The organism is Arthrobacter sp. CAN_C5 (assembly GCF_017875735.1).
In the GTDB taxonomy this organism is placed as follows: Bacteria; Actinomycetota; Actinomycetes; order Actinomycetales; family Micrococcaceae; genus Arthrobacter_D.
Window position 1 is genome coordinate 366,335 of record NZ_JAGGMZ010000001.1, and the last position, 20,294, is coordinate 386,628.

Here is a 20,294-nt window from a genome sequence, read left to right on the forward strand (position 1 = left end):
CTCAAGGTTCCCCCTGACCTAGGCTGCCCCCGACTTGAGACTGCTCCCCACGCAGAATCGCCGGTTAGAGCAAGATCCGCCGCTTGCAAGCGGCGAACCTGACCCTAACCGGCGATTCTGGTGCTGTGGTGCTTGGACGCTGTAGTGCGGGCGGCGTGTCTTAGACCGCCGAGGACCGCACGGTCGCCGCGACGGGTTCCTTGGCGGGGTACGACGGCGGGTTTACTCCGGCCATCTCCTCCATCACCCGAACCACCTGGCAGCTGTAGCCGAATTCGTTGTCGTACCAGACGTAGAGCACCAGGTTGGTGCCGTTCGCGATGGTCGCCAGCCCGTCGACAATCCCCGCCCGGCGCGAGCCGACAAAGTCGGTGGAAACGACGTCGGGCGAGTCTATGTAGTCCACCTGCTTGCGCAGATCGGAGTGCAGCGAGGTTTCGCGGAGGTAGGTGTTGACCTCGTCCTTGCTGGTGCCGTCGGCCAGGGTGAGGTTGAGGATGGCGATCGAGACGTCGGGGGTCGGCACGCGGATGGAGCTGCCCGTCAGTTTGCCCTCGAGCTCGGGCAGGGCCTTGGCGACGGCCTTCGCGGCGCCTGTCTCGGTGATGACCATGTTCAACGCCGCCGAGCGGCCGCGCCGGTCACCCTGATGGAAGTTGTCGATCAGGTTCTGGTCGTTGGTGAAGGAGTGGACCGTCTCCACATGCCCGTGCACCACGCCGAACCGGTCGTTGATGGCCTTCAGCACCGGGGTGATGGCGTTCGTGGTGCACGAGGCGGCGGTGACGATCTGGTCCGTGGGCAGGATCGTGTTGTGGTTGATGCCGTGCACAATGTTCTTCAGCGCGCCCTTACCCGGGGCGGTGAGGAGCACGCGGGCGATGCCCTTGCTCTGCAGGTGCTTCGACAGCCCCTCCTCGTCGCGCCAGCGTCCGGTGTTGTCGACCAGCAGCGCGTCCTTGATGCCGTAGGCGGTGTAGTCGACGGTGGACGGATCGTTCGAGTAGATGACCTGGATGTGGACACCGTTCGCGGTGATCGTGTTGGCGTCCTCGTCAATCCGGATGGTGCCTTCGAAGCTGCCGTGCACCGAGTCGCGGCGGAGCAGGCTTGCCCGCTTCATCAGGTCATTGTCGGCGCCCTTGCGGACCACGATGGCGCGCAGCCGCAGACCGTGCCCGCCGCCGGCCTTTTCGATCAGGAGCCGGGCCACCAGCCGGCCGATCCGGCCAAACCCGTAGAGGACGACGTCGGTGCTGGTGCGCTCGTCGGCCCCCCGCTTGTCGACCACGTCGGCCAGTTCCACCCGCAGGAAGTCCTCCAGAGAGGCCCCGCCGCCGTCGGCCTTGAACTTCTGGGTGAGTCGGGCGATATCGATGGCCGCGGCACCGAGGTCCAGGTCCACCAGGGTGCGCAGCAGCGGTGCGGTCTCCTCCAGGAACAGCTCTTCCTTGCTGATCCTGCGGGCAAACCGGTGGGCTTTGAGGATGTTCATCGCCGACTTGTTGATGAGGCTCCGGCCGTGAATGCTGATCACCACGTTGTTCTCACGGTACAGCCGCCCGATGACGGGGATCATTCCCTCGGCGAGAGCCTCTCGGCTCATCCATGTGTCAAGGCATTCCGATGGGTCGCGATGCACTGTCTGTCCCTTCCTGCCGCTGGGTGTTCCAGCGCTGTGTCCGGCCAGTCGCCTTGTCGGGCTAACCCGGGTTACGGGTGCTGGCCCAGTCGCGCGGTCCGCCCGGACGACGGTGTCGGGGGCTTCGGTGGTGCGCGGGTGGTATCTCCAGAATATCGTCCCCGTGGCGTTTGGCGATAAACGGTCACGACGTCGCAACGCGGGCGAAACAGCGGGCCTGCATGCTGGAGGTATGAAGCGACATCTCACCCATGCAGCGACTGCCGACCTGATCTGCGATTTGTGTGGTCAACTTCCCGAACCGGGAAAGACCCGGGTGACGCTCGCCAACGTGGCGGTGATGCTTCCCATCGAACTGCTGGTGCACGCCGCGGTGGTCAACACCGACCTGCCGTACCTGGCCAAGGTGCTGGTGCTGGCGGTGACTGCCACGGCCCTGGTGATCTTTGTGGCCGACCCGGCAGCGGCCCGGCTGCTGCGTTCCTTCCTGCACGCGCCGGCTATCCGGCGTCGCCGTCGGCTCGATACAGCGGCAGCCCTGTGGCGGGCGCGCGTCCTGGTGCGGGATGAGCCGGGAGCGTTGGAGCGGATCACCCGCAGGCTGGCCCGGCTCGACATCAACATCCTCAGCATCCATGTGCACCCCGCCGAGCTGGGCACCCTGGACGAGTTTGTGCTGTCCGCCCCCGGCGGCCTCCGTGAGGATGACATTCTGGGGATACTGCACGACGCCGGTGGGCGGGCTGCCAGTATCTGGCCGACGACGGCACTCGCCCTCGCTGATGGGCAGACGAAGGCGTTGACCCTCGCTGCCCGGCTGACCCGGGACCCCAGCGAGCTGCGGCATGTGGTGGCCGAGTTGCTGTCGGCGGAGGTGATGCACCCCGGCGAGGTGCCGCCGTCGTCGGCGGACCGGACGATCCTGAAGATCCCGACCGCCTGGCACGGGCCGCTCCTGTTCCGGCGGGCGGGCGAGCCGTTCACCCTGGCGGAATCCGCGCGGGCGCACCGCCTCGCGGAGATCGCCGAGAGCGTGGAACGCGCACCGGTCTGGTGACGTCTGCCTGCCGACACAGATAGCCGCTGCCGGGCGGTTGTGAGCAATACTGTCTCCATGGATCAGACCAACTCGGTGACCTTGCGTTTTCTGGCCGCGCCCACAGACCTCGGGCACAGCGGGTCCGTCGACGCCGGGACGGTGCTGGAGTGGGTGGACAAGGCCGCCTACGCCGCGGCGGTCGGGTGGGCGAAGAGCTACTGTGTCACCGCGTATGTCGGCAACATCCACTTCTCCGACCCTGTCAACGTGGGCGACATGGTGGAGGTCGAAGCGACCATCGTGTACACCGGGAGGTCGTCGCTGCACATCCAGACGGTAGTGTCCTCGGGCGACGTCAAGGGCAGCGGTGCCACCATGCGCAGCCGGTGCCTGGTGATCTTCGTGGCGGTCGGCGAGGACGGCAAACCGCTCCCGGTCCCACCGTACGAGCCGTCAACGCCTGAGGAGATCAGCCGCCGCGACGCGGCCGTGGCCAGGATTGCTGTCCGCGAAGAGATCGTCGAGGCGATGCGCGGGCAGGTCTATACCGATGAAGGAACGGCCGAGAAAGTCATCCTGCGGTTCCTCGCCGCGCCCACCGACGTGAATTGGGGCGGAAAGGTGCACGGCGGCACAGTGATGGACTGGATCGACGAGGCCGCCTACGTCTGCTCCGCACGGTATTGCGGGCAGGACACCGTGGCGGTGTTCTCCGGTGGGGTGCGGTTTTACCGTCCGCTGCTGATCGGCGACGTGGTCGAGGTGGAGGCCCGGCTGGTCTACACCGGAAACAAGGGCATGCACATTGCTGTTCATGTCAGGTCCGGGAAGCCCACGGAGGATGAGATGCACCTGACGACGTACTGTCTGACGGTCATGGTGGCGCGGGATGAGACTGGCACGGCTGTGGCGGTACCGGGGTGGATCCCCCGGTCGGAGGAGGACCGCCGGCTGGAGGCTCATGCGCGGGAGCTACTGGAAATCCGTGGCAGGGCGCCGGGTAACCGGCTCCCAAACCATCTCACGGGTTAGGGGCAGGGCTTCCACGTTTTCCCGCCGGGCGCGTAGCAGCGGGGCCCGGTATAACCCGGGTACGGCTCTTGAACGGCCGGGGGAGGTTGTACAACCGGGGGCGATGGTTGCGGGGCAGACGGAACGTAGGGCTGTGGCGCCGGGGGAACATAGGGGGCCGGGAGATTCCGGACACGCTCGCGCTCGGCTTCGGCAAGCCTCTCAGCTTCCGCAGCAGCGGCAGCCTCAGCCGCCATCCGTTCTGTCTCCGCCCGCGCCGCCGCCTCTTGGCGTTCCCGATCGGCGGCGGCTTCAGCCACCCGCTTCTTCTCCGCCGCAGCTTCAGCCACCCACTTCTTCTCCGCCGCAGCTTCAGCCACCCGCTTCTTCTCTGCAGCAGCTTCTCTCGCTTCGGCAGCCTTCGCCTTCTCAGCAGCTGCCTTCGCCGAAGCTTCCTCCGATTCCAACGTCTTGACCTTGGACTCAAGAGCGACGAGTTGGGATTCACCTGAGTCAATCGTGGATGCGAGCCCGGCAAGAAGCGTCACCCCGGCAGCGGTTGAGTGTGCAAGCCAGCGCAGGGAGTCCTCGCCCGCTTCCAGCGCGGCATGCAACGTTTTTGCTGCTGCCAGTGCGGCGGCCAGTGCGCCGACGGTCGTTGCCACGGCCGCGGCAGTTTCGCCGACCGGTTCTTCCATCGCTTCGGCGATAGTCGCCGTCACCTGCTCTATTTCGGCCGGAACGGTGCATTCCACGGCAGGATCGTAGAGACCCGCCTCGTTGGCGGTTGCCTCAGCCTGCGCTTCCTTGACGACGTCGAAGTACTTGCTGTTCGGTTCGAACAGGACCGCAACACCGAATCCCTGACGGGCAATCTCGGCATTGACCAACGTGCCATTCTCCACAGCCACTGCAGCAAGGACACGGTCGTACTGGTCAGTTTTCTCCACATCGAAGTCCAAACCCACCGGGGTGCCAGGTGGAAGCATGCTCTCCAGGAAGGCGGTCGCCTCCGGGCCGAGACATTCAACCGCTTTGTCTGGGTGTTTGGTCTCGGGGGTATCCACGTTGAGGAGCCGGACCCTTTGGTCCTCGCCGTCGAAGTTGATGATCAAGGTGTCGCCGTCAATGACGCGGACCACTTCGCCCGTCTGGGCATCCGAGCTGACTGAACCGCATCCTGATGCCCCAGCCACCACAGAAGCCGCCACAATTAACGCGGTGGGAAAGCGAAATCGCTTTCGCGCGAAAAATACCGACGACGGACTAAATTTCTGCATTGATTCCCCATATTGCTAAGGCCCGAAACGCGGATGGTGATTGATCATCCCGGAAAGCGGCTGATCAATCACCTTAGCTCCTTTCCACTGCTTTCCGACCCGCATCGACGCGGCTGGGCAGCCGTCCTATCCCTCCGGATGATGACCGGATCGTTCGACCTGGCTGAATGCCCCGGTGTAGCGAATGCAAGCGTCGGTATCAAGGAATCCTTTGACGAAAGGCGGGCTGTCTTGCTGGTGCGACAGAGAAGGTTGGTCAGTGGGTGGGGGTGAGGCCGACGAGCTCTGCGCTTTTGTCCCAGAGGTTGGCTGCGAGCTGGGTGTCGGCAGCTTGTGGGTTTGTTTTGGCGGGCTTTTGCTTTTCGTAGTATTCCCCGGATATCCAGTCGTGGCCGGGGGTTCCTTCGACGAGCCAGACGAGGAGTTCTGCGCCCTTTTCCGGGCTGATGAGGCCACTTAGCCGGCCTAGCGGTGTCTGGTAGATGAATCGCATGATGCTGGTGGTGTCGGAGGCGAAGTTCGTCCGGACGTTCCCTGGGTGGAAGGAAACCGCGGAGATGCCCTTGCCTCCGTAGCGGCGGTCAAGTTCCTTGGCGAAGAGGATGTTGGCGAGCTTCGCATCACCGTAGGCCTTGTTCGCGGAGTATTTCTTGTCGTTGTTGAGGTCATCGAGGTCAATGTTCCCGAAGATCCGGGCGCCGACACTCGCGGTGTTCACGATGACGGCGCTGCTCGAGGTGAGCCTGTCCATGAGGAGGTTGGTCAGCAGGAACGGTGCCAGATGGTTCACCTGCAGCGTTTTCTCGTACCCATCGGTGGTGCGGGTTTGATCTCCGAAGATGCCGCCGGCGTTGTTGACCAGGACGTCGATGCGCGGATAGGCGCTCTTGAGTGCGGCCGCCAGCGTGCGGACGTCTTCGAACTTCGTGAAGTCCGCGACGAAGTGGTCTGCACCCAGTTCCCGGGCCAGTGCTTTGGTCTTTTCTGCAGAGCGGCCGACAAGGGCGACAGTGTGCCCGTCAGCGACGAGCTTCCTGGCGGCAGCGGCTCCGATCCCATCGCTGGCGCCTGTGAGAACAATGGTCTTACCGGGCATGTGGTGTCTCCTTGAAGATGAATGTCGTGCTTGTGCGGTAGCGGTGTTTGTTAGGTGGCTCAGAGTGCCAGTGTAGGGAGTCCAGTGCAGGGCCGGATGGTCCCGTCCTCCCCTCTCCCTCGTGAGGCTTTACTTGAGGTTCGTATCGACGCTGGAATACTCTCATCCCTACCTTTGACAGATAGGAACCAGACCATGAACTCAGTCCAGCCTCGCCCCGTCGACCTATTGAGCGTGTGCGCATGACCGCTCCCCAGATCTATGTCAGTTTCCCCGGTACAGCCCGTGAAGCGCTGAGCTTCTACGCTGACGTCTTCGGTGGGGAACTCACTCTGCACACATACGAAGATTTCGGGCGCAGCGACGGACCCGGAAACGCTATCGCGCACGGGGTCCTGACCGGTGTGGTCGCCTCGGAAGTTGTCAAGGTGAATGGGGCCAGTGGGAGTTAGGCGGCTGCTTCTGTCTGGGTTTCCTGGGATGGTTTGTTGATCCATGCCGCGCCGGGGACGGTGAGTATTTTTGGGTCCGTTTCGGTGCTGAATCGTTCGGGATTCTTCCGCCGTGCGGCGGCCAAAGTGATGGAGCGTTCGGTGGCCTTCGTCGCGGCAAGACCGTAGTGGACGTCTGCCGGGGTGTTTAGTCCGATTCCGGTATGGCGGTGGCTGTGGTTGTATCCTTCGACAAAAGTCGCCATGAAGGCCCTCGCATCGGCCAGGGAGCCGAATCGTTCAGGGAACACGGGAGCGAATTTCAAGGTCTTGAACCACGCCTCGCTGTAGGGGTTGTCATTGGATACGCGGGGCCTGGAGTGTGACCTGGTGACTTCCAGATCGGAGAGCAGTACAGCTACGGTCTTGGACGTCATAGAAGTCCCGCGGTCCGCGTGCACGATTTCCGGGATGCCGTGGATACCGAAGATTCCCTTCATCATCTCCACCGCCAACTCCCCGGATTCGTGGGCATGGACGTATGCGCCCACGATGTAGCGGGAGTAAATATCGAGCATCACGTAGGCATCGAAGTACTTACCCCTGACCGGGCCGGCAAGCTTGGTAATGTCCCAGCTGTAGACCTGCCCGGGGCCAGCCGCTGTCAATTCCGGAACGGTCCTGGGCGGATGGCGTGCCTGCCGGCGGCGCTCTTTGACCTGCTTATTCTCAGTCAATATCCGGTAGATCGTTGAGATTGAGCACAGGTAGGTCCCCTCGTCCAGCAGCTGCGCGTAGATCTGGACCGGGGCTAGATCCACGAAGCGGGCAGAGTTCACGGCAGCGAGGATACCGGCGCGTTCGTCCGGGTCGAGCTTGTTTGCCGGGACAGACACGGGCATCGGCCCGGCCTGCGGGATCCGCGGGCTGCGGGTTGCGGTCGCCCGCGGTATCCCGGCCAAGACCGCCGCTTCCCGCGTGGGGATATGCGCACCTGTGAGTTCGGCATAAACCCCCATCAGGGTTTCCTGTACCACTGCTGCTCCTCGCTTTCGGAGATTTCCTCCAAAAGCTGCCGTGCTTTTCCCATGATGTCCAACGCTGCCCGAGTCCGTGCCAGCGTGCGTTCATTCACCTCCAGTTGCCGGCGTAGACGGGCGATTTCGGCCTGCTCAGCGGTAAGCTTGCCGATCTTCTCCCCGGGCTTCCTACCCTCGAGCACACCTGCATCACGGAGTTTGCGCCACTCAGTGATCTGGGAGGAATAGATGCCCTCACGACGAAGGTACGCCCCGCCTCCGGAGCCATCGTCACAGGCCTGTTGGTAAGCGGCCAGATGGGCTAGTTTCTGCGCCGGGGTAAACGACCTTCGAGGCCTTGGACCGCCGGCACGAGGGCCAGAATTACTCATGGACCCATCTTCCCGCACCCGGGAAATTGTGGAGATAGACATTGGTTCTGATCCTGATTCTCGCCCTACGAATTAGACGGACTTGCTATGAGCCACTGGCCTCAACTCACCCTGACACGTAGGGCCTTGGCCGGATCGGATGGCGCTGCAGGTGAAAGAACCGTCCGGTGTGAAGGGATGATGCTTTCGCTCCTGGGTACCGCGGAACCAGCAGTGTTGCATGAGTGGTTCGACAAGCTCGCTGATGGCGGCTCTGTCATCGACCCTCTGACACCGAAGCCGTGGGGCGCATCCGACGGCCAGGTCGTCGACCGGCACGGACTTCACTGGCTCGTCGGTTATGAACCCGAGGCGTGAACGACACACAGTTGCTTTCACAGCTGACCGCTGGCCGAGAACACGTACTCCGCTCCGTCGAGGGGCTACCAGAGGAGGCGCTCCACCGGGTGATGGTCCCGTCCGGTTGGTCGGTGGTCAGCCTCCTTAATCACCTCGCATTCGATGATGAGATGTTCTGGATTTCGGCCGTTCTCGGCGGTGACCAGGGAGCCATCGAACGCCTCCACAATGGCTGGGCGTCGGAACCGATGACCGGAGCAGAAGCGATCACCGCCTACCGGCGGGAGATCGTTCGCAGCGACGACATCCTTGGTGGCGTCGATCTCGACGCACCGCCGTGCTGGATACCCCCGGCAGATGTCTACGGCGGACCACCAATGCGTGACGGGCACGAGGTCCTCTTTCGCGTACTTGTTGAGACGTCCGTCCATGCGGGACACCTGGACATCGTGCGTGAGCTCTTCGATGGTCATCAAGATCTTGTCGTTACCTCGTAACGGGGCGCCTGCCCAAAGATTTCAGCCGAAAGAATTTCTATGGCACCCCGAACACGAGTCGAACGAAGCTTTACCCTGATTCCTTACCAAAGCACCTCCCTGAAGTGCACGGTCTGAGGCACAATGTGAGTTGTGGTCAAGAAAACGCGCCGCGAGGCAACCTCCCAGGTCCTGTCCAAGAAGGACTACGAAAAAGAACTTCTGCGGTTGCAGGAGGAACTGGTCGCGTTGCAGGAGTGGGTGCGCGCAACAGGCACGCGGCTGGTAGTTATTTTTGAAGGTCGTGACACCGCCGGTAAGGGTGGGACGATCCAACGAATTAGCGGGGCGCTCAATCCGCGCTTCTGCCGGGTGGTCGCTCTCCCGGCGCCGACTGAGCGCGAGCGGTCGCAGTGGTATTTCCAGCGTTACATTGCCCATTTGCCGGCGGCGGGGGAGATTGTGCTGTTCGACCGGTCTTGGTACAACCGGGCCGGAGTCGAGCGGGTGATGGGCTATTGCACTGATGAACAGTATGCCGACTTCGTCGACGCGGCCCCCATGCTTGAGGAGGCACTGATCTCCGATGGGATCGTCCTGGTGAAGTACTGGTTGAGCCTCTCCGACTCCGAGCAACGCCGTCGATTCCAGCAACGCATCGACAACCCCGCTAAGCGGTGGAAGTTGAGTCCCATGGACCTCGAGGCGCAAGCCCGTTGGGTTGATTATGCAGAGGCCAAGGACCGAATGTTTGAATTCAGTGACACCGAGCGCAGCCCGTGGTGGGTGGTGGACGCCGATAACAAGAAGGAAGCCCGGCTTAACCTGATGGCCCATTTGCTATCGCTGTTGCCTTACGAGCGGCCAGCGTTGCCGGACATCCACTTGCCCGAGCGCCAGAACCGGATCTACGAGCGACCGCCCATGAACCACCAGAAGTTCGTGCCCCAGCGCTACCGAGTCGGAAAATCTAAATAGCCAGCCAGTGATGGTGACTGTTTCGGGCCGCGCGCGGCCCAGGGTGCCGAAGCTAATAACTGGCTAGGTGGAAGCCAAGTCCGCATGTTCGGGCGGCCAGACCACGCTGAAACGCTCGAACACGATCTCATCACTTTCCGTCCATTGGCGGTCCTGTGCCGCTGAAACCCGTGTCCAGTACCGGCGGTGTTCGCGCCGCCAACTCTCCAGGCTTAGATCATCCTCGCCTTCGTCGACGGCAAACTTCGCATCCGCACTGGTGAAGTCACCAATGCGGAGCTCCACACTGCGAATGATGATGCGAGGACTCCCATCTCCGTCACAGGCAATCCAATGGGATCCGATGCGGGGCACCTGGTTACCGGCTCATCGCAATTGAGGGTGTAGTCGGGGTGTGAGCGGGATGGGCGCGTCGGTCACGGGATAGGGGTCGAGGCCTTCCGATGATGGAAGTTCTCACGCTCGCCATCCGGAAGACCTCAACGTGTTCAACGCTACCTTCGCTGCACCCGATCTGAGCACGTTCTGCCGACTCGATGAACTCGGTCTGGAAGCCATCGGTCAGGAGGTGAAGCCCGATGGTGCGGTGCTGGTTTGCGAGGTAGTGGAACCGGACTCGTGGTGCCGGCGCTGCGGAGCCCAAGGCGCTGCACGGGACATGGTGACCCGGCGCCTGGCGCACGAACCGTTCGGCTGGCGGCCAACGACGCTGCTGATCCGGGTCCGCCGCTACCGGTGCACCGGATGCGCTCACGTGTGGCGGCAGGACACCGCTAAGGCCGCCGAGCCGCGGGCGAAACTCTCCCGACGGGGCCTGCGCTGGGCGCTGGCCGGGATCGTGTGTCAACACCTCACCGTCGCCCGGGTCGCCGAGGGCCTTGGGGTGTCGTGGAATACCGCGAACACCGCGGTCCTGGCCGAGGGAAAGCGGGTCTTGATCGATGACCCGGACCGGTTCGACGGGGTGAAGGTGATCGGCGTCGATGAGCACGTGTGGCGGCATACCCGCCGCGGGGACAAGTACGTGACCGTCATCATCGATCTCACGCCGATTCGCGAAAAGACTGGGCCGTCAAGGTTGTTGGACATGGTCGAGGGCCGCTCAAAGGCCGTGTTCAAGCAGTGGTTAGCCAAACGCCCACAGGCGTGGCGGGACGGGGTGGAAGTCGTCGCCATGGACGGATTCACCGGCTTCAGAACCGCGGCCGCCGAGGAGCTTCCCAGCGCGGTGGCGGTCATGGACCCGTTCCACGTCGTCCGTCTCGCCGGGGACGCGTTGGATGGGTGCCGACGCCGGATCCAGCAAGCTACCTGCGGTCACCGCGGACGCAAGGGCGACCCGCTCTACAGCTCACGGCGGACCCTGCATACGGGGGCGGACCTGCTCACCGACAAACAGGAACAACGCCTCACCGACCTGTTCACCACGGACACTCACGTCCAAGTCGAGGCAACCTGGGGCATCTACCAGCGGATGATTGCTGCCTACCGGCACGAGGACCGGGCCCGAGGACACGAGTTGATGCAAGCACTTATCGAATCGGTCAGCGACGGTGTCCCGGCCGCGCTCACCGAGATCCGCACTCTGGGCCGGACCCTCAAACGCCGGGCCGCCGACGTCCTGGCGTACTTCGACCGGCCCGGCACCAGCAACGGACCCACCGAAGCCATGAACGGCCGCCTCGAACACCTCCGAGGCTCAGCCCTGGGCTTCCGCAATATCGCCAACTACATCGCCCGCTCACTCCTGGAAACCGGCGGCTTCAGACCCCGACTACACCCTCAATTATGAAGAGCCTGGTTACCTCGAGCGATGAAATCGCGCACGAGCTCAGCCGTGGCCCGCTTCCGTCCGCTGAGGACAAGACCAAGCAGTTCATCCGCTAGCCGCCGGGTGTCACCAAAATGTTCGATCGTGTACTCGGGCGATGCTGCCACCGCCTCGGGATGGGCGGCGCAATAGTCCTGCCACATCCGAATACCGGCGTGCTGGTTGACGGGGGCAACAGGTTGGGATTCCACCACCCCATCGTGCCAGAAGTCGCGGCAGGCCGACCAGAGTGGGCCTACTAGAGCGGGCCGACCAGACTAGAACAGTGCGGGCGTCCTGGAAATCTGAACGGGTGACAATCATGAGCGTGCCGCAGCCAGCACGCCGAGGGTTGCCACCCCTGCCATGGCCAGCGCCATCGCCGGATACCCTCCGAGGAGCGCCGCAAGGAGCGGCCCAGCCGCAGGAGCCAGTGCGCCGACTGCAGTCACCGGCGCCACGAACACGCCCTGCACGGCACCGAAGTTCGCGGTGCCCCACCGGTCGGCAACTGCTGTCGCCTGGAGCAGGGTGACGCAGCCGCGGACCGCGCCCGCCAGCACCGTCACAGCGATAAGCGCAAACGCCGGTCCGGGCAGCAGGCCCAGCAACCACAGGCTGGTCGCGCCTGCGCTCAGCAACAGCACCGCACGGCGCACCGGGTTCGCCTTGCCGGGGAGGACGGCGAAGAACAGCCGGCCGATGACCTGGCCCACCCCGATCAGGCTGAACGCGAGCACCGCGGTCCGGTAGTCAAGACCGCGCTCCAGCAGGAGGGGAATCAGGTTGAACGTTACTGCGAAGAGGGCAAGGGTGGCCGCTGCGACCGCCACCTGCAGCATGATGAACCGGCGGCTGCGCGTCGTCATCCGGACGTCACGGGTTACTGCCTGCCGTGGTTGAACAGGTACCGGTACCGACCAGTGGGCATTCAGGAAGAACCAGTGCAAGGGGATGGTGACCACCGCCAACGCGACGGCAAGCACCACGTAGGCGGAGCGCCAGCCGACACTCTCGATCAGCAGCGCCGTCAACGGCGCATAGATCGGTGACGCGAACCCGGCGACCAGGGTCAGGATGGTCAGCGCGCGCACCCGGGCCGGCCCATACCAGCGGGTCAGCACCACAAAAGCGGGTTGATAGAACACGGCCGCCTGCGCCAGCCCTGCCACCAGCCAGGCGGCTACAAAGACGGGCAGGTTCGGAGCCGTGGCGACAAGCAACAGTGCAGCCACACCGACCAGGCTGCCGGTCACCATCAGGCGTCGCGGTCCGCGCTGGTCCAGCAACCGACCCACCCAGATCCCCACGACCGCCGAGACAATTAACCCTGCAGAGAACGCGGCGGTGATCGCTGCTGCGCTCCACCCGGTGTCCAGTTCGATGGGCACCACGGCCACGGGCAACGAGTAATACAGCAGCCCCCAGCTGGTGGTCTGGGTGATACACAGGGCGGCAAGCCCACCCCGAGGGTGACGCTCCACCTCGTCGGTCATCCGGCTACCTGTCGCCTGCGTTGGACACTGGATCAACCAGGTCTTCCCACAGCGACGTATCCTGACCTCCCACGGCCCCCCGCAGGAGAAGCTTCCCGGTGGACTCCAGGTGCCGACGCATGGCAGCCCCTGCGGCACCCGGGTCGGCGTCGTCAATCGCGTCCAGGATGGGCCGGTGCTCCCGGTAAACATCGTCCAGGGACCGCGATTGCCTGATCGTCGACGCACCGACCAGCCGGGTGGCATCGCGGAGATTTTCGATGATCCGGGCAGCATGCGCATTGCCGGCGAGATCGAGCAGCAGTCCGTGTAGCCGCTGGTCGTGCAGCATGAAGGCGGTCTCGTCGCCCGCGAGCACCGCCTCCTGCATCGCCAGATGCTCGGCGTGCAGGGCTGACCGGTCGACGTCGGTGGCCCGGACCGCCGCCCGCTCAGCTGCGGGCACCTCAAGGGCCAGCCGGACGGCGATGATCTCGGTCAGTTCCCTCGCCCCCGGGACCACCACCCGGAAACCACGGTTGCGTTCGAACGCCACCATCCCGGTTTCCGCCAACCGCAGCAGTGCGTCGCGGACCGGGCTGCGGGAGACGCCGAGTTCATCCGCCAGCCGGTAGACCGAATACAGCTCGCCAGGGACCAGGGTGCCGTTCCGGATCCCCTCACGCACGGCCTCGATGGTCCGGTCGGTGAGGGACGGCGGCCGCGCAGCGGGGGCGGGGGCGTCGTCGGCGGCGGGTGACATGACTCCAAGGGTAATGCTCGACGGCATTAGTGCACGCCGAAAGAAAGAGCGTGCCGGGGCGAAGAGGCGGCTAGAAACCCTCGCGGTAGGCGTGAGCCAGGGTGGGATTAGGGCTGAACTGGCCGATGAACGCCCTGTGCGCCATCCACCGTCGCCCAATGATGAGTTCGTTGGTCAGCGCAAGCAGGATCGCCAAAACGGGGCACCAGGGGGTTCCACAATGGGTGGAATGCCTCAGGCCGCCGGCACCAGACCGCTTCGGACACACGTTGCCACGCGCGCCCGACACGGTCGGAGGCACGGGCCCGTGTCCGGTCGTGACCCGCTGAGCAGACGAACGACGGCGTCGTCGTACCGGGATAGAGCGATCCCAGCAATCACGGGGCTCGGGAGCAAGGGAGCGCTGACGACGTCGGCCCCGGCCTTCGCCAGCTGGTCATGGAAATACCCGGGCGCGAGGAGGTAGGACGCCAGCGCAACCGGCGAAGACGGGTCGCCGTCCCGAAAGGCTGCGACGGCGTCCGGGACGGACGGAGAGGCCTTCGAACCAAACCCCGGGCGTACCGGGCCGGTTCTGAGCGTTGCCAGACTTGATCGAACCTCGGCGACGTCCTCGGCAGCACAGGCGTCGGAGGAGCCTGCAGCCGATAGGACGACGGCGTCACCGTCGGTCACCCCTGCCTCGATCAGTCGCTGCTGCAGGACCTGCGCCAGGCGCGGATCCGGTCCAAGGGGAAGCGCTGACACCGTCACTGGCCGGCTCGCCGCCGCCCGTGCAATGTCTACTTTGACGTGGTAGCCGACCGACAACAGCAACGGCACAATCACTGCGGGACGGTTCGGCGGAAGCGTGGCGACCACGTCCACCAGGTCGGGATTCTGCACGTCGACGTAGGCCTCAAGCACGTCAAGCTCCGGACGCAGCGCAGCAATACCGGCGCGGACCGCGTTGATCTCCCGGCGCCCCTGGGCGTTGTCCGTGCCGTGCGCGCAGGCGATCAGGACCGGTACGCCGTCGTCCTTCAGATGCGAGGTCATGTCAGCCATTGAAGCATTGATCGGAGCATCGCTGCCCACTCAGGCAGGGAACCCGACCTCGATGAGGAGTTCCACAACTCCGTTGACGCACCGCACCGGATACGCGCTGAGACCTTGGCCTCCAGACACCGAAGCTCCAGTGGCAAGGTCGTACACCTCTTTATGAAGGGGCGAGGCGACCGTCGGTGAGGCACCACGCGACCCGACGATACCGCGGGCCATCACGGCTGCACCCGTTCTTGGGTCGATATTCCCGACGGCGTGGAGCCGGTCACCGGGCAACCGGAACAGGGCAACCTGAACCGTCCCCACCAGGGCAGCCTCCCCCCAGCATTCCTCGAGGTCGTCGAGCCGGCAGATCTGTTCCCAGGCAAGCTCGGCGGTTGTCTCCGGGATGCCGGGACGCTGCAGGATGAGCTCTGTCATGGTGTTCTCCTCGATAACGGATATTGCACTGGGGACAACGCTAGGCCGCGGACATGTCGCCCGAGTCCCGGGGGCGTTGCGCCCGCGTAACAACCACCTCACAGGGCATCCGCCGCACCGTGAGTCGATTGTTAACGTTGCGATACATTCACGACACATAAGCGACACTCCCCCCTCATAATGTGGAGCGAAAGACGGGACCGCCCGGTCCTGACGGAAGGCACCACATGAGCGAGACCCGATCATCCCGGCCCGCTGAGGATGCCACCCCACCGCAGGAGCGGCGCATCGTCGTCATCGGCGGTGGACCAGCGGCGCACCGCTTCGTTGAGGCGCTCTGGCGGCGAGGCACGGACGGGCTACTTATCACCGTCCTCACGGAGGAGGCTCATGCTCCGTATGACCGGGTGGCGCTAAGCCGGCGACTGATCGACGACGTCGACCTGAGCCTCGGCGAGTCCATCATGTGGCGCGAGCCCGCCATCGCCCTCGTCACCGGCGAGCGCGCCGTTCAGCTGGATCTGGACGCCCAGTGCGTCACCGGTGCCTCCGGCACGCGGTACCCCTACGACGACGTCGTCTTCGCCACCGGATCGGAAGCAGTCCGGCTGCCCCTGCCGGGCGGGGAGCATGCGGTGGTGTACCGCACGGTCGACGACATGCACTGGCTCCGCTCGGAGACAGCCCGGCTCGCCATCGATCTCGGAAGGGCGCCGCGCGCTGTCGTCATCGGCGGTGGGCTCCTTGGCCTTGAAGCGGCGGGAGGCCTCCAGCAACTCGGCGCTGAGTCGACCGTCGTCAACAGGGCGGGGTGGTTGATGAACGCGCAGCTTGACCAGGGTGGTGGGCAGGCGTTGGGGCGCCTCATCGCCGAAAAGGGGCTGGGGATCAACTGTGGTGGCGCGCCAACCGGCATCACCGCCGACGACGACGGCCGTGTCACCGGTGTGACCCTGAGCGACGGCATCGTCCTCCCCGCCGATCTCGTGGTCTTCTCGGTCGGCATCCGGCCCCGTGATGAACTCGCTCGGGAGGCCGGCCTCGACCTGGCACCCCGCGGCGGAATCGTCATCAGCGATGCCTGCAAAACGGCTCGGCCGGGAGTCTGGGCGATCGGCGAGGTGGCGAGCTACGAGGGGGTCAGCATGGGGCTGGTCGCTCCGGCGAACGCGATGGCCGAGGTCTGCGCCGACGGCATCCTGGGTGGGCTGTCCACCTTCCCCGGGTTCGACACCGCCACCAAGCTGAAACTCTCCGGCGTTGAGGTCGCGAGCTTCGGGGACGCGCTCGCGGAGACGGAGGGAAGCCTCGAAATTGTATACGCCGACCCCGCCCGTGGGCTCTACCAGAAGCTCGTGGTCACAGACGATGCGCGGATCCTGCTCGGCGGCATCTTCGTCGGGGACGCAGCGCCCTATTCGGCGCTTCGGCCGCTGCTCGGCCGTGAACTCCCGACCGAGCCGGGCGCTTATCTTTCGTCGGCGGGCAACGGCGACGCCCCACCGTCGGAACTGCCCGACGACGTCGTCCTCTGCTCCTGCAACAACGTCACCGCCGGGGCCTGCCGCTCAGCGGTGCACGGTCTGGACGCCAACGGAGAGGCGACTGACCCGGCGTTGGACATGCCCTCACTCAAAGCGTGTTCCCGCGCAGGAACCCAGTGCGGCTCCTGCGTGCCAATGCTCAAAAAGCTGCTCGACGCCGAGCTCACCAAGGCCGGCCGCACCGTTTCGAAGGGCATCTGCGAACACTTCGCGATGTCGCGGCCGGACCTGTTCGAAGCCATCCAGGCTCTCGACCTGGCGTCCTTCCAGGACATCATTCTGCGCTTCGGGGCGACTGACGAGGCGAAAACCGGGCACGGTTGCGACATCTGCAAACCGGCCATCGGTTCCATCCTCGCCACCCAACGTGGGGAGTACGTGCTCGACGGCGGCCGCGGCACCCTGCAGGACACCAACGACCGTGCGCTCGCCAACATGCAGCGCAACGGCACCTACTCGGTGGTGCCGCGGATCCCCGGCGGAGAAATCACGCCGCAGAAGCTCGCCGTCATCGCACAGGTGGCCGAGCAGTTCGGCCTGTACGTCAAGCTCACCGGCGCCCTGCGGATCGACCTGTTCGGGGCCCGGCTGGAGCAGCTGCCGGAGATCTGGAAGATTCTCGTAGAGGCGGGGTTCGAGTCCGGGCAGGCGTACGGCAAGGGCCTGCGGAACGTGAAATCCTGCGTCGGGTCCACCTGGTGCAGGTTCGGGGTGCAGGACTCGGTGGCCATGGCGATCAACCTGGAGCTCCGGTACCGCGGGCTGCGCGCGCCGCACAAGTTCAAGATGGGGGTCTCCGGGTGCGCCCGTGAGTGCGCCGAAGCGCGCGGCAAGGACGTGGGCATCATCGCGACCGACCAGGGGTGGAACCTTTACGTCGGCGGCAACGGCGGCTTCCAACCGGCCCACGCCCAACTCCTCGCCCAGGACCTTAACGACGCGACGTTGATCCAGTACATCGACCGCTACCTCATGTACTACATCCGCACCGCCGACCGCATGCAGCGGACGGCCCGCTGGATGGACGACCTCGACGGTGGCCTGGAGCACGTCCGTGACGTCGTCATCAACGACTCCCTCGGTATCGCAGCCGACCTCGAAGCCGCGATGGCCCGTCATGTGGAGCATTACGAAGATGAGTGGGCGGCGACCCTCAACAATCCCGACCGGCTCCGGCGATTCAGGTCCTTCGTCAACGCGCCAGACGCAGCAGACCAGTCGATCGTCCTTGTCGAGGAGCGCGGCCAGCGCCGCCCGGCCACCCCGGCAGAGATTGAGGCCGGCGCAGGACGCGTCAACCTCGGTGCGGCGATCCCCGTCCGCGCCGCAGCGGAAACCATGGAGGGCTGAGCCGTGCATCTCGAGATCGATCTGTCTGGGCGCCGCGTAGTGGTCATCGGAAATGAGTGGACCACCCGCCGGGCCCTCGCGCGGTACCGTTCCGCGGGCGCCGTCGTCGAGCGATATCCCCATCCTGAGGACTGCACGTCACCTGTGCTCGAGGGTGCTGCCCTCGTCGTCGTCGTGGAAGGGGCACCCATAGCGGCGGTGCCCACCGCCGGGGCGAACGCCCCCGGTGATGCACTCCGGGGACGGTGCCGCAGCGCTGGCGCCCTCCTCACCCGGGAAGCAGCGCCGTTGGACAGGGGTCATGTGACCCTGATTGGTGGTGGCCCCGGCGCACTAGGGCTCTTGACTCTCGACGCCGCGGCAGCCCTCAGGGAGGCCGACGTGGTGCTGTACGACCGGCTGGCTCCCGCCGAGGCCCTCGCCGAATTCGCTCCAGCCGCGGAGCTGCTTGACGTCGGGAAGTTGCCAGGTCATCACCGGGTGCCGCAGACCGGGATCAATGACCTCCTGGTCAGCCACGCACGAGCGGGACGGCACGTGGTCCGGCTCAAGGGTGGCGACCCTTTCGTGTTTGGGCGCGGCAGCGAAGAGTTGGCGGCATGCCTCCAGGCGCAGGTCCCCTGCCGGGTTATCCCCGGCGTCAGCTCGGCGATTTCGGTGCCCGCCGCAGCAGGCATCCCGGTCACGCATCGCGGGGTCAGCCACCTGTTCACGGTGGTGTCCGGACACGCCCCCTTGACTGACGAGGAACATGAGCATCTCGCGGGGTTGGGCGGCACCATTGTGGTCCTCATGGGGGTCTCGACGCTTCCGCAACTGGTGGCCGGACTCGGCCGGGCCGGGATGCGGCATGACATGCCGGTCGCCGTCGTCGAGCGCGGTTATAGCCCATCCCAGCGGACGACGGCGGGTACCCTGTCGACAATCGTCACGGCCGCTGGCGTCAGCCGATGCCAGTCCCCAGCCGTCCTCGTGATCGGTGAGGTGGTGCGTGTCGGACTCGAGCTGCAGGGCGGCGCCGCGCACCTTGCGCACCTGACCGAATCCCTGGCATCGTGACCGGGGCGATCCGCAGGGACGGAGCTGGCAAACAGTTGGCGGGTTTCCGTATCGGTGTGACCTCCGACCGCCGCTCAGGCGACCTTATCGATGCCCTCGAACGGCGCGGCGCTGCGGTGTTCCATGCGCCGGCGTTGAAGATCGCCCCGATCGCTGAGGATGTGGCGTTGCTGACGGACACCGCCGCCATGGTTGCCGCGCGCCCCGATCTGTTCATCATCACCACCGCCTACGGGATGCGCCGCTGGTTCGAGGCCGCGGACGCCGCCGGGCTGGGCGACGATCTTCTTGAGGTGCTGGGGGAAGGCCGTATTTATGTTCGCGGGCCCAAAGCCAGGGGAGCGGTGCGGGCGGCTGGACTGGACGACGAAGGCATCAGCTCCGACGAGACGACGGCGACCCTCGTCGACCAGTTGCTGGAGCAGGACCTGTCGGGGCTGACCATAGGCGTTCAACTGCACGCCTATGCCGACGCTCATCAACTGGATCGGCTGCAGGCCGCAGGCGCTACCCTGCTGACGGTCACCCCCTATCGCTGGGTCAAACCCGAGGGCTCTGAACGATTGCCCCGCCTGATCGAGGCCATCTGCGCCGGCCAGCTGGACTGCGTGACCTTCACCAGCGCGCCGGCCGTTGACGCGTTGTTCAGCACTGCGGCGGAGCAGGGTCTCCAGACGGAACTGGTGCAGCGGTTTCGCACCACTGTCCTGACCGCCGCCGTCGGGCCGGTCACCGCTCAACCACTGATCGAGGCGGGAATCGAGCCGCTCGTGCCGGAACGCTTCCGGATGGGCGCACTGATCCGCCTGGTCTGCGACCACCTTTCGGAAAACCATGTCGAACAGCTGACCACCTCGTCCGGCTGCGTCGAGGTACGGGGCCGGGCCGTCCGGGTGGATGAGGTAGAGGTGGACCTCGCCCCGGCGCAGCTCGTCCTCTTCAAAGCCCTCGTGACCGCGCGGGGCGCCGTCCTTGGCCGCGACGCCCTGATTGAACTCCTCGCCCGCACCGGTGCCAGCCACGCACTGGACATGAACGTGAACCGGTTGCGGAAATCCCTGCCTGATCCTGCCCTGATCGAAACAGTGGTCAAACGCGGGTACCGGCTACACATCTAGACCGCCGC

At 65.0% G+C, this 20,294-nt stretch carries 17 protein-coding genes and 4 pseudogenes; 10 read left to right on the forward strand and 11 right to left on the reverse strand.

The window, feature by feature from the left end; genetic code table 11:
- Positions 1 to 160: 160 nt before the first annotated feature.
- Entirely contained in the window at positions 161 to 1,642 is a 1,482-nt protein-coding gene (locus H4V95_RS01805) for a glyceraldehyde-3-phosphate dehydrogenase (protein ID WP_312883910.1), read from the reverse strand.
- A gap of 232 nt (positions 1,643 to 1,874) precedes the next feature.
- Between H4V95_RS01805 and H4V95_RS01810 the strand changes: the two genes are divergently transcribed.
- Together H4V95_RS01810 and H4V95_RS01815 are read left to right on the forward strand one after the other, a co-directional pair.
- Positions 1,875 to 2,699 (forward strand): ACT domain-containing protein, encoded by an 825-nt coding sequence (locus tag H4V95_RS01810; RefSeq protein WP_209728474.1) that lies wholly within the window; start codon positions 1,875 to 1,877, stop codon positions 2,697 to 2,699.
- A 57-nt stretch (positions 2,700 to 2,756) separates the two neighbouring features.
- On the forward strand, positions 2,757 to 3,713 hold the full coding sequence (locus tag H4V95_RS01815; protein ID WP_196867912.1) for an acyl-CoA thioesterase: 957 nt from the start codon (positions 2,757 to 2,759) through the stop codon (positions 3,711 to 3,713).
- Here the strand turns inward: H4V95_RS01815 and H4V95_RS01820 are convergent.
- Both H4V95_RS01820 and H4V95_RS01825 read right to left on the reverse strand, forming a co-directional pair.
- The gene (locus H4V95_RS01820; RefSeq protein WP_196867913.1) at positions 3,710 to 4,888 is read right to left on the reverse strand and encodes a thermonuclease family protein; all 1,179 of its coding nucleotides are present in this window, start codon (positions 4,886 to 4,888) and stop codon (positions 3,710 to 3,712) included. The genes H4V95_RS01815 and H4V95_RS01820 overlap by 4 nt on opposite strands.
- Positions 4,889 to 5,228: 340 nt before the next feature.
- Positions 5,229 to 6,068: an SDR family NAD(P)-dependent oxidoreductase gene (locus H4V95_RS01825; RefSeq protein WP_196867914.1), complete on the reverse strand. Its 840-nt coding sequence runs from the start codon at positions 6,066 to 6,068 to the stop codon at positions 5,229 to 5,231.
- Positions 6,069 to 6,310: 242 nt separating this feature from the next.
- Between H4V95_RS01825 and H4V95_RS01830 the strand changes: the two are divergent.
- Positions 6,311 to 6,481, forward strand: a pseudogene (locus H4V95_RS01830) (VOC family protein); the annotation flags it as partial.
- 35 nt (positions 6,482 to 6,516) lie between these two features.
- Here the strand turns inward: H4V95_RS01830 and H4V95_RS01835 are convergent.
- Positions 6,517 to 7,910, reverse strand: a pseudogene (locus H4V95_RS01835) (IS3 family transposase).
- Positions 7,911 to 8,033: 123 nt separating this feature from the next.
- On the opposite strand from H4V95_RS01835, the pseudogene H4V95_RS01840 reads away from it, so the two are divergent.
- From H4V95_RS01840 to ppk2, 3 genes and pseudogenes are all read left to right on the forward strand, one after another.
- Positions 8,034 to 8,267, forward strand: a pseudogene (locus H4V95_RS01840) (VOC family protein); the annotation flags it as partial.
- Positions 8,264 to 8,746, forward strand: coding sequence for a DUF664 domain-containing protein (locus tag H4V95_RS01845; RefSeq protein WP_196868257.1), 483 nt, complete (start codon positions 8,264 to 8,266; stop codon positions 8,744 to 8,746). The pseudogene H4V95_RS01840 and the gene H4V95_RS01845, both read left to right, overlap by 4 nt.
- Positions 8,747 to 8,878: 132 nt before the next feature.
- On the forward strand, positions 8,879 to 9,703 hold the full coding sequence (gene ppk2, locus H4V95_RS01850) for a polyphosphate kinase 2 (protein ID WP_312883911.1): 825 nt from the start codon (positions 8,879 to 8,881) through the stop codon (positions 9,701 to 9,703).
- 63 nt (positions 9,704 to 9,766) lie between these two features.
- Here the strand turns inward: ppk2 and H4V95_RS01855 are convergent.
- Positions 9,767 to 10,066, reverse strand: a pseudogene (locus tag H4V95_RS01855) (ASCH domain-containing protein); the annotation flags it as partial.
- Positions 10,067 to 10,187: 121 nt separating this feature from the next.
- Here H4V95_RS01855 and H4V95_RS01860 point away from each other — a divergent pair.
- A complete protein-coding gene (locus H4V95_RS01860; protein ID WP_196868266.1) occupies positions 10,188 to 11,495 on the forward strand; it encodes an ISL3 family transposase in 1,308 nt (435 codons plus the stop codon).
- On the opposite strand, the gene H4V95_RS01865 is transcribed toward H4V95_RS01860, so the two are convergent.
- The 6 genes from H4V95_RS01865 to nirD form a co-directional block, all read right to left on the reverse strand.
- Positions 11,486 to 11,725, reverse strand: a complete 240-nt coding sequence (locus H4V95_RS01865) for a hypothetical protein (RefSeq protein WP_196867616.1) — start codon at positions 11,723 to 11,725, stop codon at positions 11,486 to 11,488. The two genes, H4V95_RS01860 and H4V95_RS01865, sit on opposite strands and share 10 nt — an antisense overlap.
- A 108-nt stretch (positions 11,726 to 11,833) precedes the next feature.
- Complete coding sequence (locus H4V95_RS01870; RefSeq protein ID WP_196867617.1) at positions 11,834 to 13,009, reverse strand: MFS transporter; 1,176 nt, start codon at positions 13,007 to 13,009, stop codon at positions 11,834 to 11,836.
- A 4-nt stretch (positions 13,010 to 13,013) separates the two neighbouring features.
- On the reverse strand, positions 13,014 to 13,751 hold the full coding sequence (locus H4V95_RS01875; RefSeq protein WP_196867618.1) for a GntR family transcriptional regulator: 738 nt from the start codon (positions 13,749 to 13,751) through the stop codon (positions 13,014 to 13,016).
- Positions 13,752 to 13,821: 70 nt separating this feature from the next.
- Positions 13,822 to 13,947: a hypothetical protein gene (locus tag H4V95_RS18580; RefSeq protein ID WP_281064512.1), complete on the reverse strand. Its 126-nt coding sequence runs from the start codon at positions 13,945 to 13,947 to the stop codon at positions 13,822 to 13,824.
- Positions 13,948 to 13,985: 38 nt separating this feature from the next.
- The gene (locus H4V95_RS01880) at positions 13,986 to 14,798 is read right to left on the reverse strand and encodes a sirohydrochlorin chelatase (RefSeq protein ID WP_196867619.1); all 813 of its coding nucleotides are present in this window, start codon (positions 14,796 to 14,798) and stop codon (positions 13,986 to 13,988) included.
- Between the two features lie 30 nt (positions 14,799 to 14,828).
- A complete protein-coding gene (gene nirD, locus H4V95_RS01885; protein WP_196867620.1) occupies positions 14,829 to 15,215 on the reverse strand; it encodes a nitrite reductase small subunit NirD in 387 nt (128 codons plus the stop codon).
- A gap of 227 nt (positions 15,216 to 15,442) precedes the next feature.
- Here nirD and nirB point away from each other — a divergent pair, with 227 nt between their 5' ends.
- From nirB to H4V95_RS01900, 3 genes are read left to right on the forward strand one after another with little or no spacing between them, the layout of a single operon-like run.
- Complete coding sequence (nirB, locus tag H4V95_RS01890; RefSeq protein ID WP_196867621.1) at positions 15,443 to 18,109, forward strand: nitrite reductase large subunit NirB; 2,667 nt, start codon at positions 15,443 to 15,445, stop codon at positions 18,107 to 18,109.
- Between the two features lie 3 nt (positions 18,110 to 18,112).
- Positions 18,113 to 19,168, forward strand: a complete 1,056-nt coding sequence (gene cobA, locus H4V95_RS01895; RefSeq protein ID WP_196867622.1) for a uroporphyrinogen-III C-methyltransferase — start codon at positions 18,113 to 18,115, stop codon at positions 19,166 to 19,168.
- A complete protein-coding gene (locus H4V95_RS01900) occupies positions 19,165 to 20,286 on the forward strand; it encodes a uroporphyrinogen-III synthase (RefSeq protein ID WP_196867623.1) in 1,122 nt (373 codons plus the stop codon). The genes cobA and H4V95_RS01900 overlap by 4 nt, the downstream gene beginning before the upstream one ends.
- Positions 20,287 to 20,294 lie beyond the last annotated feature (8 nt).

Coding starts and splice junctions, on each gene's coding strand:
- H4V95_RS01810 (WP_209728474.1), top strand. CDS start 1,875: ATGAAGCGACATCTCACCCATGCAGCGACTGCCGACCTGATCTGCGAT.
- H4V95_RS01815 (WP_196867912.1), top strand. CDS start 2,757: ATGGATCAGACCAACTCGGTGACCTTGCGTTTTCTGGCCGCGCCCACA.
- H4V95_RS01825 (WP_196867914.1), bottom strand. CDS start 6,068: ATGCCCGGTAAGACCATTGTTCTCACAGGCGCCAGCGATGGGATCGGA.
- H4V95_RS01870 (WP_196867617.1), bottom strand. CDS start 13,009: ATGACCGACGAGGTGGAGCGTCACCCTCGGGGTGGGCTTGCCGCCCTG.
- H4V95_RS01875 (WP_196867618.1), bottom strand. CDS start 13,751: ATGTCACCCGCCGCCGACGACGCCCCCGCCCCCGCTGCGCGGCCGCCG.
- H4V95_RS01880 (WP_196867619.1), bottom strand. CDS start 14,798: ATGGCTGACATGACCTCGCATCTGAAGGACGACGGCGTACCGGTCCTG.
- nirD (WP_196867620.1), bottom strand. CDS start 15,215: ATGACAGAGCTCATCCTGCAGCGTCCCGGCATCCCGGAGACAACCGCC.
- nirB (WP_196867621.1), top strand. CDS start 15,443: ATGAGCGAGACCCGATCATCCCGGCCCGCTGAGGATGCCACCCCACCG.